Annotated in this window: 12 protein-coding genes; 10 read left to right on the top strand and 2 right to left on the bottom strand. The window is 35.4% G+C overall.

Annotated features, from left to right (window positions below; genetic code table 11):
* The first annotated feature begins 180 nt into the window (after positions 1-180).
* The 9 genes from ACLHDF_RS02185 (at position 181) to ACLHDF_RS02145 (ending at position 12682) form a co-directional block, all read left to right on the top strand.
* A complete protein-coding gene (locus ACLHDF_RS02185) occupies positions 181-1233 on the top strand; it encodes a Gfo/Idh/MocA family oxidoreductase (RefSeq protein ID WP_413917400.1) in 1053 nt (350 codons plus the stop codon).
* A 176-nt stretch (positions 1234-1409) separates the two neighbouring features.
* The gene (locus ACLHDF_RS02180) at positions 1410-2834 is read left to right on the top strand and encodes a sugar porter family MFS transporter (protein WP_413917399.1); all 1425 of its coding nucleotides are present in this window, start codon (positions 1410-1412) and stop codon (positions 2832-2834) included.
* Positions 2835-3024: 190 nt separating this feature from the next.
* Complete coding sequence (locus tag ACLHDF_RS02175; protein ID WP_413917398.1) at positions 3025-4020, top strand: LacI family DNA-binding transcriptional regulator; 996 nt, start codon at positions 3025-3027, stop codon at positions 4018-4020.
* Positions 4021-4431: 411 nt separating this feature from the next.
* Entirely contained in the window at positions 4432-5136 is a 705-nt protein-coding gene (locus ACLHDF_RS02170; RefSeq protein ID WP_413917397.1) for an aspartate/glutamate racemase family protein, read from the top strand.
* Positions 5137-5233: 97 nt separating this feature from the next.
* Positions 5234-6109: a LysR family transcriptional regulator gene (locus tag ACLHDF_RS02165; RefSeq protein ID WP_413917396.1), complete on the top strand. Its 876-nt coding sequence runs from the start codon at positions 5234-5236 to the stop codon at positions 6107-6109.
* Between the two features lie 350 nt (positions 6110-6459).
* Positions 6460-7731, top strand: a complete 1272-nt coding sequence (locus ACLHDF_RS02160) for a cation:dicarboxylate symporter family transporter (protein ID WP_413917395.1) — start codon at positions 6460-6462, stop codon at positions 7729-7731.
* A 38-nt stretch (positions 7732-7769) separates the two neighbouring features.
* Entirely contained in the window at positions 7770-9209 is a 1440-nt protein-coding gene (gene aspA, locus ACLHDF_RS02155) for an aspartate ammonia-lyase (protein WP_413918246.1), read from the top strand.
* A 612-nt stretch (positions 9210-9821) separates the two neighbouring features.
* Positions 9822-10031: an alpha/beta-type small acid-soluble spore protein gene (locus ACLHDF_RS02150; RefSeq protein WP_013084404.1), complete on the top strand. Its 210-nt coding sequence runs from the start codon at positions 9822-9824 to the stop codon at positions 10029-10031.
* A gap of 1001 nt (positions 10032-11032) precedes the next feature.
* Positions 11033-12682: a catalase gene (locus tag ACLHDF_RS02145; RefSeq protein ID WP_413917394.1), complete on the top strand. Its 1650-nt coding sequence runs from the start codon at positions 11033-11035 to the stop codon at positions 12680-12682.
* Positions 12683-12864: 182 nt separating this feature from the next.
* Here the strand turns inward: ACLHDF_RS02145 and ACLHDF_RS02140 are convergent, their stop codons facing one another.
* Positions 12865-13059 (bottom strand): hypothetical protein, encoded by a 195-nt coding sequence (locus tag ACLHDF_RS02140; protein WP_413917393.1) that lies wholly within the window; start codon positions 13057-13059, stop codon positions 12865-12867.
* Between the two features lie 421 nt (positions 13060-13480).
* Positions 13481-14809: a 6-phospho-beta-glucosidase gene (locus ACLHDF_RS02135; RefSeq protein WP_413917392.1), complete on the bottom strand. Its 1329-nt coding sequence runs from the start codon at positions 14807-14809 to the stop codon at positions 13481-13483.
* 335 nt (positions 14810-15144) lie between these two features.
* Between ACLHDF_RS02135 and ACLHDF_RS02130 the strand changes: the two genes are divergently transcribed.
* Positions 15145-15918, top strand: coding sequence for a MurR/RpiR family transcriptional regulator (locus ACLHDF_RS02130; protein ID WP_413917391.1), 774 nt, complete (start codon positions 15145-15147; stop codon positions 15916-15918).
* The last annotated feature ends 445 nt before the right edge of the window (positions 15919-16363 follow it).

The raw sequence follows: 16363 nt of genomic DNA, 5'->3' as shown, positions 1-16363 counted from the left end.
CAGCGGTTATAAGTATTTATTTACTGTTAAATAAGGATTTTTATATTTAAATTAGAAAAATGTTGACTTTGTTATAAAAAGCTAATTATAATAAAAAACATAAGGAAAACGTTTTCTTTTTATTTTTATATTTTTATTTCTGAATATTCTAATTAAATTCTTGAAAGGTAGTGATCAATAATGAAAAAAGTTAAAGTTGGAATCGTCGGATTAGGGAGATTGGGAAGAAAACATGCAGAAAATTTAGCATTTCGAATCCCAAATTGTGAATTACTGGCCGTTTGCAGTGTGATCAAAGAAGAGGCTGAACAGGTACAGGAAGAATGGGGAGTTAAATACGCCTATACTAATTATGACGATATGATACAGAACAAAGAGCTAGATGCCATTCTTATTGCTTCGCCGTCGGGTTTTCATTGTGAACAAATTGAAAAGGCCTTAAATGCTAATCTACATGTTTTTAGTGAAAAGCCTCTTGGTTTGTATCTAGAAGAAGCGTTACAAGTACAAGAAGTGGTTGACAAACATACGGATAAGATTTTTATGGTTGGCTTTATGCGAAGATATGATAAATCGTATGCATACGCGAAAAAACAAATTGAAGAAGGGAAAATAGGAGATCCCGTTTTGATTCGTTGCTATGGTCTTGATCCTACAAAAGCAATTGATGGGTTCATGACATTTGCTAAGAACAATTATAGTGGCGGTCTATTCCTAGACATGGCTATCCATGATTTGGATTTAGCTAGATGGTACTTAAATTCAGAAGCTAAACAAGTGTGGGCTATTGGCGGATCTTATGGTTATCCTGAAATTAAAGAATTAAATGACGCGGAGACGGGTGCTGCCTTAGTGAAATTTGAAAATGACACAATGGGTATTTTTGTTGCGGGCCGTAACTGTGCGCACGGCTATCATATTGAAACTGAAATTATTGGTACAAAAGGAACCTTAAGAATTGGAACAATCCCAGAAAAGAATATGGTAACTGTATTTGATGAAAATGGAGCAATAAAAGAATGTTCAGATGGATTCTTAGAGCGATTTGAGCAGGCATATTTAAGTGAAGTTGAAGAGTTTATCTCTTGTATTAGAGAAAATAGACAACCAAACGTCACAGTAGAAGATGGAGTATTATCCACTGCTTTAGGCTACGCTTGCAAAGAATCATTTGAAACAGGAGAACTCGTTTCAGTACAGTCGCCTTATAAAATTGTGCCATCATCTTTATAATTGAATAGCCATACTGTTACCTATTGGGGCACTAGTATGTGTTTCCCGGAGTCCTTCTAAATAATAGGAAATTGGTTCTTTTAATATTGTAAGCGTTATCTAACGTTGGTTTTCTACTAATTTTATAAGCTCGTAAACATTACTTTTTATGTTTAATAGGAGTAGGAGGAGAATGGATGTACATAGAGACAAAAGGGAAGAAACAGGACCCTAAAAGAATGGTTAGGAAAATTGCCTTTATCTCCACATTCGGTGGTCTGCTCTTTGGATATGATACTGGCGTTATAAATGGGGCATTACCGTATATGTCAGAAGCAAACCAGCTTGATTTAAATCCGTTTGCACAGGGACTCGTCGCTAGTTCCCTTTTATTGGGTGCAGCTTTTGGTGCATTATTTGGCGGACGTTTATCAGATTATAACGGTCGTCGCAAAAACATCTTATATCTAGCGCTGCTATTTTTTATAGCAACTCTTGGATGCACCTTTGCTCCAAACACTACGTTAATGGTCATTTGTCGGTTCGTTTTAGGAGTTGCTGTGGGTGGTGCATCTGTAACTGTCCCAACTTTTCTAGCTGAAATGTCACCAGCTGAAACAAGAGGACAGATTGTTACACAAAATGAATTAATGATTGTTACAGGGCAGTTTTTAGCTTTTACGTGCAATGCAATCTTGGGCAATGTATTAGGGGATGTAGGGCATGTCTGGAGATTCATGTTAGTTATTGCGTCATTACCAGCTGTTGTATTATGGTTTGGAATGTTAATCGTTCCAGAGAGTCCTCGTTGGCTTGCATCAAAAGGCAGAATAGGTGATGCCTTAAGAGTGCTTAAACAAATCCGGGAGGAAAATCAGGCAAATATAGAACTGAAGGAAATTAAATCGTCAGTTGACGAAGAGTCCAAATTAGAAAAGTCTAGTTTTAAAGATTTGTCTATTCCTTGGGTGCGCCGCATTTTATTTTTAGGAATTGGAATTGCTATCGTTAATCAAATTAACGGTGTGAACGCAATTATGTACTATGGAACAGAAATACTTAAGAATACGGGATGGGGAACCAAAGCAGCGTTAATTGGAAACATTGCTAATGGTGTTATTTCGGTAGTTGCGATGCTGGTTGGAATCTGGTTGCTTGGTAGAGTGAGAAGACGGCCAATGTTGATTATCGGTTTATGCGGTACTACCACGTCTCTTTTTCTCATTGGTTTTTTCTCTTTTATTCTCAATGGTTCCGCGGCACTTCCTTACATCGTTCTCTCTTTAACGGTTGTGTTTTTAGCTTTCATGCAAGGGGCCATAGGACCTGTAACATGGTTAACACTGGCGGAAATATTTCCGTTAAGGATGCGTGGTCTTGGTATGGGTTTTAGTGTATTTTGGATGTGGATTGTTAATTTCTTAATCAGTTTGTCGTTCCCTGTGTTACTTAGCACTATAGGCTTATCTACTACTTTTTTGGTATTTGGCGTATTAGGATTAGTAGCAATCGCATTCGTGAATAGGTATTTACCAGAAACGAAAGGAAAATCACTTGAAGAACTGGAATACTATTTCCGTTCCTATGATGATCAAGAATTAGAGAGCAAACAGGCAAGATAATTTCTTAAGGATCACTCTTTAATATGTATAAAAATTATAAATGACGGACGGATAATGGCAGACAGCTTTGCTTTAGGCAAAGCTGTCTATTTATTAAAGGGTATAATTTATATGCTATAATAAATAAAATTAATCTATTGTAATACATACCTATTTACAAACTAAATATCTGATTGAAAGGAGGAATTTTATGAAAATAACTATTCGCAGTGTGGCTCAAGAAGCAGGTGTTTCCATAGCAACGGTTTCAAAAGTCATCAACCATACAGGAAAGATTAGTGAAAAGACTAAAAAGAAAGTACTAGTCGCAATGGAGAAACTTAATTATAAGCCTGATGCAGCTGCCGCTTCTTTAAGAGGGAAGCGAACAAAATTGATAGGCTTGCTTGTTCCGGATATATCTAACCCTTTTTACTCTGAAATTGCGAGAAGTATTGAAGATCGCAGTCATGAAATAGGATTAAACGTTATGATGTGCAATACAGATAACGATGTAAAAAAGGAAAAGACATACCTATCTTTGTTGACTAGTCAAAGAGTAGATGGCGTAGTGGTTGCCTCAGCTTTTAGAAGTACACATTTACTTGAAGAGATGATAAATAAGGGAGTACCTAGTGTCTTGATAGCTTCAGAAATACCTAGCTTGTCTATGAATACCGTAACAGTTGATGATTATAAAGGTGGATACTTAGCTACTTCATATTTATTATCTTTAGGACATAAGAAAATTGGGATTATTTCAGAAGATGTGCGAAGTAATACACCACGTTTAGCAGCATACAGAGATACAATTCAAGAAGCAAGTCTTCCTATAAGAGATGAATACATAATAAAAACAGAAGCTACCATCCAAAAAGGATATGAGAGTGCCAAGCAGCTTCTTTCATTGGACGACAAACCTACTGCTATCTTTGCTTGTAATGACTTATTAGCAGCTGGTGTCATACAGGCTGCAAAAGAAGCAAATCTAAATCTTCCAGAGGATTTATCAATTGTGGGATTTGATAATACTGTGCTGTCTACTACCACTTCTCCCATGCTTACTACGGTTTCTCAACCTATAAAAGAGATGGGGGCAAAAGTAGTTGATCTATTAATTCAAGAAATGGAGGATTCTAAGCCTTATAAAGAACGCTTGCTTCTATCTCCTGAGCTAGTTATTAGACAATCAACTGCTTATCTTTAATCAAAGTACTTTTCTAATGTAAAATTACTCTCTAGAACCACAAATGTTTCTGTTTCCTTTGAATCATTATCTTATGGTACTCAACTCAAGCGTTTAGCGGATAAGTAACAATGGTCATTTTTTCTTTTTTTAAATACGTCATAAATCTTATATATACTGAAAAGACCTTATTAACAAATTAATTAAGGTCTTTTTATCTTTATTGCTTTTATATTCAACCAATTGCATCGTGGGTATCAATCCCTTTTTATGGGCTAATATAAAATTTCTATTAATGTATAGAGTATTTCTATAATCGATCCTTCAAAACAAAACCTATAATAAAGAAAAATAGCTCAAATAAATTAATTCTCTAAAGAGCAGGATTGGCTAAAATATTTTATTTAAAATAACTTTAAAGTGGTGAAGAAAATGCCAAAAGTAGTAGGGATTATAGGTGGAATGGGTCCATTAGCAACCGTAGATTTAATGAAAAAAGTAGTTTCTTATACACCCGCAACAAAAGATCAAGATCATATCCATGTCATTGCTGACAGTTTTTCTCAAATACCAGATCGAACAACAGCAATTTTAGGAAAAGGTATAGATCCTTCTCCATATATGATCCAGTCAGCGCAACGTTTAGAGAAAGCGGGCGCAGATTTTCTGGTAATTGCATGTAATACAGCTCATTTCTTCTTTGAAGCAGTAAAAGAATCTGTTCGTATTCCAATCCTACATATGCCTGTAGAAACAGCTAAATATCTAAAAGAAAATCATTTAAAAAAAATAGGCTTGTTAGCTACGGATGGAACGATTAATACAAAATTGTATCAACATAGTTGCCAGAACTTTGATATAGAAGTTCTGGAGCCAGATAAGGTCATACAAAAAGAAGTGATGGAAGGGATATATGCTATTAAGGGTGGAAAAGCAGCAAAAGGGTTTCTGAGCCTTTCCACAGTTGCTAACAAGTTGATCGAAGAGGGAGCAGAGGCGATTATAGCAGGTTGTACGGAAATTCCTCTTGTACTTAAATCATCTGATGAAATGATTATTATTGATCCAACGGAAATTTTAGCTAAAACCATCATTAAAACAGCTAATGAGGCAAGTAATAGGATTCAATTAGTGTAATATTTAAAATGGCTTCCTCTCTTTCTTTTAAGTCCTGCATAGGAAAGGGTTATAGTAGATAAAAATAATGATGAACGAAACTAAGGAGCAGTTAAAGATGAATATTGAAAATATTGAGGCTTTCATCTATGTGTGTCAACTAGGTAGTTTCAATAAAGCAGCAGAAGCTCTTTATTTAACTCAACCCTCTGTAACAGCACGGATTCAGTCTCTAGAACGTGAAATTAACATAAAGCTTTTTCATCGAAACGGAAATAAGATTTCTTTGACTGAAAAAGGGGAGTATTTTTTTCCACACGCACAAAAAATTCTTCAGTCTTATCAGGAAGCAAAGTATGGTTTGCAGCAAGTGAATATCCCTTATGAGTTGGTGATTGGAAGTGCTTCGTCAATCTCTAATAATATGCTTCCAGATATTTTGCCAGCATTTATTTCAGAATTTAAGGACGTTCGAATAAAGATTTTAACAGGCCATTCTAAAGACATTTTACACAAGGTGATTAATGAAGAGGTGGATTTTGGTATTGTGCGAACAGAAACCCATCCTCAAGTAGAATCAATTCGTCTTTATAATGATCCTATCAGTCTTTTTGTTCCTAAGAACCATGCTTTTTTAAAAGAAGAGAGTGTAACAGTTGAAGATGTCAGTAAGCAGCCACTTATCTTTTTTGATTATGAATCGATAGATTGGCTTGCCATTCATCGCTTATTCTTAAATAAGGGATTAAATCCAAATGTATATTTAGAAGTGGATAATATGGAAACAGCCAAGAATCTTGTACTCCAAGGCGTAGGCATCTGCTTTTTACCTGAGCATTGTGTCAAAAAGGAATTAAAAAATGAAGAGTTATTCCGAGTAGAAATGACTCCTCCTGTGAAAACAAACATTAGCATTGATTTCATTTATTTAAAAGGGAAACCTACATCTGTTTTCATGGATTTCTTAAAAGATAAAATGTTTGAACAGCACTAAACCCATTTGTACTTAATGGGTTTAGTGTTTTTTATGTAGAAAATAATTACTTTATCTAAATACCATTAATATCTTCTATAACCTTATAGCTTTCTTCTATAACTCAACTTGCTAAAAGGAATTTATAATAATTACATTGGATAATTAAATTTAAAGAAAATTATAATTATTAACTTTGGAAGTATCCAATATTCATCATAAATATTATCAACACTAAAAGAAGGGGTTGACCAATAGTTATATCCATACTGGAAATTATTGTTGCTAGTTAAACGGTAAGTTAAGTGATAAGTTTTATGGTGAAAGTCCTTGCTTCATCAAGAAAAAGAAAAATGAAAGGGGTTTCATTTATGAGAAAGTTTGGATTAGCTACACAGATATTTATTGGGCTTGCTTTAGGTATTATCGTAGGTGCAGTTTTCTATGGTAATGAAACAGCAATGTCTATCCTTCAACCAATGGGTGATATCTTTCTTCATTTAATCAAAATGATTGTTATTCCAATTGTTGTAGCCGCCCTTGTGGTATCAATAGCAGGTGTAGGTGATATTAAAAAACTAGGAAAACTAGGTGGGAAAACGATTCTTTATTTTGAAATCGTTACTACAATTGCATTAGCTATTGGTTTACTTGCTGCCAATATATTTCATCCAGGTACTGGGATTGATATGGGGAATCTGGAAAAAGGTAATATCTCGACATATGAGGAAACAGCTAAAGCAAGTGAAAGTGGTAGTATTGCTGATAAATTTGTTCATATCATACCAAGTAACATCTTTCAATCGATGGCAGAGGGTGATCTACTTGCTATAGTCTTTTTTTCTGTACTGTTTGGAGTAGCTATTGCAGTTATCGGAGAAAAAGGAAAGCCTGTGTTGAGTTTCTTTGATGGTGTATTAGAAGCCATGTTCTGGATGACAAACTTAGTTATGAAGTTTGCTCCGTTTGGTGTATTTGCATTAATTGGTGTGAACGTAGCAAAGTTTGGAATTGGTTCATTAATACCTTTAGGGAAACTGGTATTAGTTATATATGCTACAATGTTTTTCTTTGTATTTATTGTACTAGGAATTATTGCGAAATTTGCTGGTATAAACATATTTACCCTTATGAAAATTTTAAAAGATGAGCTAATTTTGGCTTTTACAACTGCAAGCTCAGAATCAGTATTACCAAGGTTAATGGCTAAAATGGAGAAGTTCGGATGTCCAAAGGCTGTTACTTCCTTCGTTATTCCTACAGGTTACACTTTTAACCTTGATGGATCGTCTATTTATCAAGCAATTGCTGCAGTCTTTATTGCTCAAATGTACGGCATTCATTTATCTATTGCAGAACAGATTACACTTTTACTCGTATTGATGTTGACTTCTAAGGGAATGGCAGGCGTTACAGGTGCTTCGTTTGTGGTGGTGTTGACAACACTCAGCTCAATGGGTCTTCCATTAGAAGGCATGGCCTTCATTGCAGGTATCGATCGCATCTTAGATATGCTTCGTACATCTGTAAATGTAATAGGAAATGCATTAGCTACTATTGTAATGTCCAAATGGGAAGGCGAGTTTGATCAAGAAAAGGCAGAACGTTATGCAGCATCTATAAAACAATCTGATGTCGCATAACTAGTAATAATGACTAACAAATAGGAGGAAACATCGTGGTGAATACTGAAGTAAAAGAACAACAAGATGTACGGATTGAAAAAGATTTTTTAGGTGCAAAGCAAGTTCCAAATGAAGCATATTATGGAATACAAACACTACGTGCGGTTGAGAATTTTCCAATAACAGGCTACAGAGTGCACGAAGAGCTTATTAAAGCTTTAGCCATTGTAAAGAAAGCTGCAGCTCTTGCTAATATGGATGTGAAACGTTTGTATGAAGGACTAGGAAATGTAATTATCAAAGCTGCGGATGAAATCATTGAAGGAAAAAGAAATGATGAGTTCATCGTTGACCCTATTCAAGGTGGAGCCGGTACATCAATGAATATGAATATAAATGAAATGATTGCTAATCGGGCTCTTGAGTTACTTGGACATGAAAAAGGATCATATGTGCATCTAAGCCCAAATAGTCATGTAAATATGTCGCAATCTACAAATGATGTATTCCCGACTGCGATTCATATAGCAACGCTCAATTTACTAGAAAAGCTAGTAAAAACCATGAGCGAGATGAAATCTGTATTTCAAAAAAAAGCCCAACAATTTGACCATATTATAAAAATGGGTCGTACTCACTTACAAGATGCTGTTCCAATCAGACTCGGTCAAGAGTTTGAGGCATATAGTCGTGTTTTAGAGCGTGATATAAGACGTATCAAGCAATCGCGTGAGCATTTATACGAGATAAATATGGGAGCAACAGCCGTAGGAACTGGGTTAAATGCTGATCCTCGTTATATCGAAAACGTTGTGAGACATCTAGCTCATATTAGCGAGTTACCATTGCATGGTGCGGATCATCTTGTAGATGCTACCCAAAATACAGATGCTTATACAGAAGTCTCTGCTGCCTTAAAAGTTTGTATGATTAATATGTCTAAAATCGCAAATGATATTCGATTAATGGCATCAGGTCCTCGTGCGGGATTAGCTGAACTTATATTACCAGCTCGTCAACCTGGTTCATCTATTATGCCTGGAAAGGTCAATCCAGTTATGCCTGAAATGATTAATCAAGTGGCTTTTCAAGTAATAGGTAACGATCATACAATATGTCTAGCTTCAGAAGCAGGGCAGCTTGAGCTAAATGTAATGGAGCCTGTTCTCGTGTTTAACCTACTTCAGTCAATCAGCATTATGAATAACGCATTTCATGTTTTTACAGAACATTGCTTAGAAGGCATCGAAGCAAATGAAGAACGCTTAAAAGAATACGTAGAAAAAAGTGTAGGGATTATTACAGCGGTAAATCCACATATCGGATATGAAGTAGCAGCACGAATAGCTAGAGAAGCTATATTAAATGGAAGGTCGGTACGAGAACTATGTTTGCAATATGACGTATTGACCGAGGAGGAACTTGAATTAATTTTAAATCCGTATGAGATGACGAATCCGGGTATATCTGGAAGCTCTCTTTTTGATAGAATTTAATTTAGAAAAATCCCTCCATGTTTAATTCATTTTATGGAACTTCCGAAACTGTTAATTAAGTGGCGTCATAGAGAGGTAGATCCATGAGAAGATTAACTTGTACGATGGTTATTATTACTTAAAGCATCTAAAGATGAAGAAATCACTCAGGTATTGCAGGAGTTGTGATGCAAGAAAATTAAGTACTAAAAAAGCGATAGACGAATGGAAATGTGTGAGTCAAGATTCAGAACAAGATGAAGAGCTGAGAATCTTGGGAAAATAGAAGGAGAAAAGATTGGCGAGAAAGGAGGAGGAGAAGAAGCCATTAAAGCTATGGCAATTAGAATGGTTCAAGAGGGTGTAGCTAACCAGACAATAAGTAAATTGACAAGCTTCGACATCAATAAATAGAAAAAAGAGCCTTATCTTTAAGATACGGTTCTTTTTTTTAAACATGGCAAATGTTTAATTTTTATACAAGGAAATGAAACATGTAATTTCACTTTTTACAGCGTAATTGTTTCTTCCTTTTATTATAGTTATGGGTTAAGAAACTATACATCCATCATTTACCATGTATACACCTCTCCTATAATAGGAAACTTAAAAGAAACAAGGAGGTGACACAACATGGCAAACAACAAAAGCAGCAACAACAACGAATTATTAGTATACGGGGCTGAACAAGCAATCGATCAAATGAAATATGAAATCGCGAGCGAATTTGGTGTAAACCTTGGTGCTGACACAACTGCACGTGCAAACGGATCAGTAGGTGGCGAAATCACAAAGCGTCTTGTACAAATGGCTGAGCAACAACTTGGCGGCGGACGTTTCTAAGACAACTTTATAATGATGGCTGAAGGAAGAATGGACTCCATTCTTCCTTTTTCTGTTCCTAATCTTTTTATCTTTATAATAACTTAAAGCATCCATGATAATGGTTATTTAAAATTAGGAAAAGAATTATACCTTAGCTGATTTTATATTTTTAGAAGTTATAAAAGGAATAACTATACATCTTACATCATTATTAACTCCTTACCTACTGAAGTAAAGGTTCTTTTTTATTCTTTGAGTGGAAAGGCAAGCTTACTGCAGTAGCTACATAGCATCTAAAAAATCCAACTTGATTCAATAATCAGTACCTGCTTACAATATTATGGTTAAACATGGATGGTTAGAAAACTAACCTGAAGCGATTGACAGAGGGTCCCTGGCAAAAGAATCAAAGAACTGAGATGAGGATGGTGAGATGTTCTACCGTACATTATCTTTTCTTTTAAATATTAGATAGAGTCAGTTGAAAAGTCCTTTCAAAACTTCATCAAGTAATCACACATATTGGAACATCTTTTGATTTCTCGCCTAGTTCATGAAAAATACAGGTATAGCATAACTTATCTATTTGTTTAATATATTCTCGTCTTATTACAGCTAAAAACATTTCGTGGTTTATATAAGTATTTTAAAAAATATTTTATTAAAAATGGGTTTTAAAAGCTGAGGGAAGACTGGGAAACCATTCTCGCTTATAGTCTTGTTTGGTAGAGAACTTCCTCCTTGTACTTAATTGATACGCGTAGAGTCTTACGAGCTGCTAATGGGAGATAGACACTCTTCAACATCATTTTTCGGCGAATTAACTAGTGTAGAAACAGCATATGACTTCATTTTTTCTGCCGGAAAAGGAATAAGCAATGATTTAAGATCTGAGTTCGTGTATATATAGATTTGAATTCATAGTGTGAGAGATAAATTATGAAAAGTTCAATATTATTGAATATATTTACCAGTAAAGGGAAAAAGATTAAAGTGATTATTCGAAGGAGGTTTTCATTTTGGCAGAGAATAAAGATGTCAATGCTTCAAACAAAGATGATATGAAACGTGAAACACTGACTACACGTCAGGGACACCCTGTAAGAGATAACCAAAACATTCGTACAATTGGAAATCGAGGTCCAGCAACACTTGAAAATTATCACTTTATCGAAAAGATTTCTCATTTTGATCGAGAAGAAGTTCCGGAGCGAGTCGTACACGCACGAGGATCTGGAGCATTTGGCTATTTTGAAACATATGGGAAAGTCGGGGATGAACCAGTAGAGAAGTATACTCGTGCGAAAGTATTTTCAGGTGCCGGCAAGAAAACACCTTTGATGGTTCGTTTCTCTACAGTTGCCGGAGCAAAAGATTCTCCGGAAACAGCTCGGGATCCACGTGGATTTGCGGTAAAAATGTATACGGAAGAGGGAAATTGGGACTTGGTTGGGAACAATCTAAAGATTTTCTTTATTCGTGATGCAATGAAATTTCCTGATATGATTCATGCGTTTAAAGCAGATCCAGCTTCAAACGTGCCAAATCCTGAAAGAATGTTTGACTTTGTTTCGCGTACACCTGAAGCTACTCATATGATTACATTTTTATTCTCTCCATGGGGGATTCCAGCGACATATCGTCACATGCAGGGATCTGGTGTAAACACCTATAAATGGGTGAACGATAAAGGTGAAGCTGTGCTAGTGAAATATCACTGGGAACCGAAGCAGGGAATTCGGAACTTAACACAAGAAGAGGCAAATACGATACAAGCAAAAAACGTGGGGCATGCAACACAAGATTTATACGAAGCAATTGAAAGCGGAGATTATCCAGAATGGGAGCTCTTCGTACAGATTATGGAGGATGATTACCATCCAGAGCTTGATTTTGATCCCCTCGATGATACGAAACTTTGGCCGGAAGATAAGTTTCCATGGTTGGCAGTCGGGCGTATGGTTCTAGATCGTAATCCAAAGGATTTCCATGCAGAAATCGAACAAGCTGCCTTCGGTACAGGAGTTCTTGTGGATGGAATGGACTTCTCAGACGATAAAATGCTACAAGGTCGTACGTTTTCTTACTCAGATACGCAGCGCTACCGTGTAGGTGCGAACTATTTAAAATTACCTGTGAATGCACCAAAAGTGCCTATTCATACGAACCAGCAGCGCGGTCAAATGGATACTCGTGATCCAAAAGAATCTGGTGATAATCCACATATTAACTATGAGCCTTCAATGCTTGGTGGCTTTCAGGAAGAAAGTAAGAAAGACCGTGTTCCACATCAGCCAATGTATAATGCGGCCGCAATGAGTGCGCCAATTGATCGTCCTAACAACTATGGTCAAGCAGGTCACACGTACCGTAGTTTTGAAGATTGGGAGCGTGATGAGTTGATTAAAAATCTATCTGATGCACTTGCGATTTGTGATAAACAGATCCAAGAAACGATGATTTCTCATTTTACGCAAGCTGATGAAGAATATGGCCGCCGTGTGAAGGAAGGTATTGAAAAGAAACTACATGAAATGCAGGATATGAAAACTGCAAACGAGCTGCCTGGTCGTGAGGCAGGGCAATCAAAATATGGGCAAGGTACATTAGCTGCAAATGAAGCAACAAAAGATGCTGTAAAGAAAAGTCACGAAGTCGATCCTTATTAATCGAATTGCTCCATTAAAAATGGGGAGATGACGGACGGATATAGCGTAATTTTAAGGGGATATCTTGCCTAAAACTACATCATTTCAGAGATTATTCCAGTAGATACCTCTCCTAATTGATAGGAGAGGTATCTTTTACTTTACTTTTTAGTGCTTTCTACAGACATCCTGAGCAATTTTAATTATTCTTTTTCAGCTATGGTAAAGTATTGGACGTTTCTCTTAACAATGACTAAATCATTTGCTAAATCTAATACTTTACTTTTATCTTCAAACCTGTACTGTATGTAGTTCTTTGCACGAATAAGTGATTTAGCCTCAACTAAATGACCTACTTCACCATTAATTAGATGAAATGTTATTTCATATTTTTTCATAAGAAAACACCTCCATATTATTAACTTTTACTATTACTTAATTTCTGATACCGTTTCTTTTAACTGTTGATTCAAAATTTAGTTTACAAAAGGAGTTATTTTTTGTTCTATTAGGACGAACACCACAAAAAGCATTTCTCTTGATAGAGAAATGCTTTTTGTTTGAAGATTTTTTGAATGGTAGCATGAATTAACGTTTTAAAAAATAAATCAATTTCACATCGATTGAAGCACTGCATACCAATAGAAAAGTTAATCTTACATACTATAAGCAAGGACGTATATAACAGAAATAGAGTTCATTCAGGTTTTACGTTCTTCGAATTATAAACAAAGAGAGTGATTTAATCATGTAAATAGTAAACATTCATGATAAAGACTTATTTACCTAAAGTTTTTTAGAAGCAACATCGTCAAAATTTTATACTTCTACCTTGTGAAAGAACTGAGGTAAATGTTCTTTATGAGCTTCTAGCATCTCATCCACAATTTTTTTTGCAATTGTATCAGAAGGAGTAAGGGGATTAATGGTTAAAGCAAGAATCGCTTTATTATAATCTCCTGTAACTGCAGCTTCTGCTGAGATTCTTTCAAATGATTTAATTTGTTGTACTAATCCTCGAACTTGCACTGGGAGATCTCCTATTACAATTGGCTTAGGGCCATCTTTTGTAATGATACAACTTACTTCTACTGCGGAGTCATTTGGAATGCTGGCGATAGCACCATTATTTCTTGTATTAACTGGCTGGATATCTCTTTTATCTGTGTAGATAGAAGTAATCAAACGAACAGCGGCATCTGAGTAATATGCTCCGCCTCGTTTTTCTAGCTGAGGTGGTTTAATAGCTAAATTTGGGTCTTTATATAGCTCAAATAACTCTTCTTCTAGCTTTTGAACAACTTCAGCACGAGTGCCTTCTGCTTGTGAATTCTTTAAATCCTTTTCAATCATATCGTTCGTTTTGTAATAATACATATGGTAAGGACATGTGAGAACATTAAGTGATTTGATAAACTCTGGTTCCCAACCTAAACCTTCAACATTTTTTACGAAGCTACTATTAGCTGGGTCTGTTAATAAATCGATGACTTTGTCTTTAACACTTTGACCGTCTACATACACATCTAAACCATAGACCATATGATTTAGCCCAGCAAAGTCGATGCGAATACGAGAGTGATCGACATCTAATAACTTTGCAATTCCCATTTCCATCCCGATTGGAACATTACATAATCCCACAACTTTCTTGATATTGGAGTACCGCAATACTGCTTCAGTCACCATACCAGCAGGATTTGTAAAGTTAATTAACCATGCATTAGGGCATAATTCTTCTATATCCTTGCAGATGTCTAAAATAACTGGTATTGTACGTAATCCTTTGAATAATCCCCCGGGACCATTTGTTTCTTGTCCAAGAACGCCATATTTTAGAGGAATTCTTTCGTCTTTTGCGCGAGCCTCAAGTAACCCTACACGAAATTGGGTTGTGACAAAATCAGCGTCTTTCAACGCTTTTTTTCTATCAAGGGTTAAATGAACGTCAATTGGAAGACCTGCTTTTTCAATCATACGCTTTGCCAGGTTTCCTACAATCTCTAACTTTTCTTTTCCTGCTTCAATATCTACTAACCATAGTTCACTTACTGGTAATTCATTATATCGCTTGATAAAACCTTCTACTAATTCAGGTGTATAACTGGATCCTCCACCAATCGTTACAATTTTAATACCTTTCGTCATAACCTTAAGCACCTCCATATAATGTACCAATATTCTTTTGTTCGTTATCCGAATAAACGGAGTAAGCGTTTGAAATAGAAATATTCGTTTAATCTAACGTCCCTTAGCTTTCTTAATCTATAAAGGAGTAGAAGAGAGATTAAACTTTATAAGACGATTCTATCTATACGGAGTAAAGGCGTAAATACATCAAGCACATTTAGGTTTTTATCACATGAGAAGGAATTTGTTACATACATGTAACGTCTTGTTTCACTAATTAGATATAGTAACATGCCTAAAAAAGAGTAAAATAAAAGAAAGAAATATCTTTTTTAATTGAGGGAGAGTTATACATGTTTACAGCTGAAATGATTGCTTCGTTAAATGAATTAGAAACATCTTTATATAATTACATTTGTGAAAATGAGGAAAAAGTGGCTTATATGCGCATCCGTGAACTCGCAGATGAGACTCATGTATCCACTTCTACCATTTTACGCTTTTGTAGGAAATTGAATTGCGAGGGATTCTCGGAGTTTAAAACGAAGCTTAAATTACATCTCGAAGAAATTAAAAAGACAACTATAAAAAGTGTTGAACATTCTGTATTAGAATTTTTCGAAAGAATATCACAGGGCAATATAAATGAAAATATTAAAAAGGCTGCACACTTAGTAGCAGAATCCAATAATGTACTCTTTATAGGTACAGGAAGCTCAGGGATTATGGCTGAATATGGAGCACGATATTTTTCAAGCGTAGGTAAATTTTCAATGTATATAAATGATCCGTACTTCCCTATTCATGCAAAGCTCCTCTCCAACAGTGTGGCGGTAGCTCTGTCTGTATCTGGGGAAACTCCTGCTATTATTACGCATATTAACCGATTAAAAGAGCAAGGAATTAAGGTTATTAGTATTACCAATAGTAAATACTCAACTATTTCTAAGATATCTAATATAAATATCCCGTATTATGTAACAGAAGAGAGGTTTGAAACTTCCCTTGGAAGAAATGCACGTTATGAAACGGAGGAGCAATTTAAATATTCAGATATAACTACACAAGTCCCCGTTGTCTATATCTTGGAATCCATAGCTCGTGAAGTATATAAGATGGATATTTGAAAAAAATTGATTCCTATTTTAGTGAATTTCTTTTGATATAAAGTCTCCAATTTTATTATTTGTATAGTCTCAAATAGTAGTTCTGCCACTTAAACTAAAAAGAAAATTTAGTTCAAAATACATTCAAAGATAAGCCTATCGAAAATTTGAGGAAGCAGGATTGGTTATATTCATACAGCGAAAAAGGAACGTTTATAAATGCCGAATATAAGGGAAATGGAAGGGAAGGTCATCATGGATTTTTAGATTGGCAATTATCTGCTCAGGATTATTTACCCCGATCTCAGTTTGCTTAATTTCATCAGGTTTCTGAAAGATTAACACTAAAATTAAAAAGGGATTAAAAAGTGAAAAAGGCCTTTATATTAAAGGTCTTTTTCAGTAACAGTAATTGGCATTATAATAGCTAACTTTAGATAGCAAGAAAACCGAAGTTTCTCCAGCA

The organism is Priestia megaterium, assembly GCF_046599315.1.
GTDB classification, from domain to species: Bacteria; Bacillota; Bacilli; order Bacillales; family Bacillaceae_H; genus Priestia; species Priestia megaterium_F.
The sequence above is the reverse complement of the archived record's forward strand: the minus strand, read 5'-3'. Positions and strand labels throughout refer to the sequence as shown.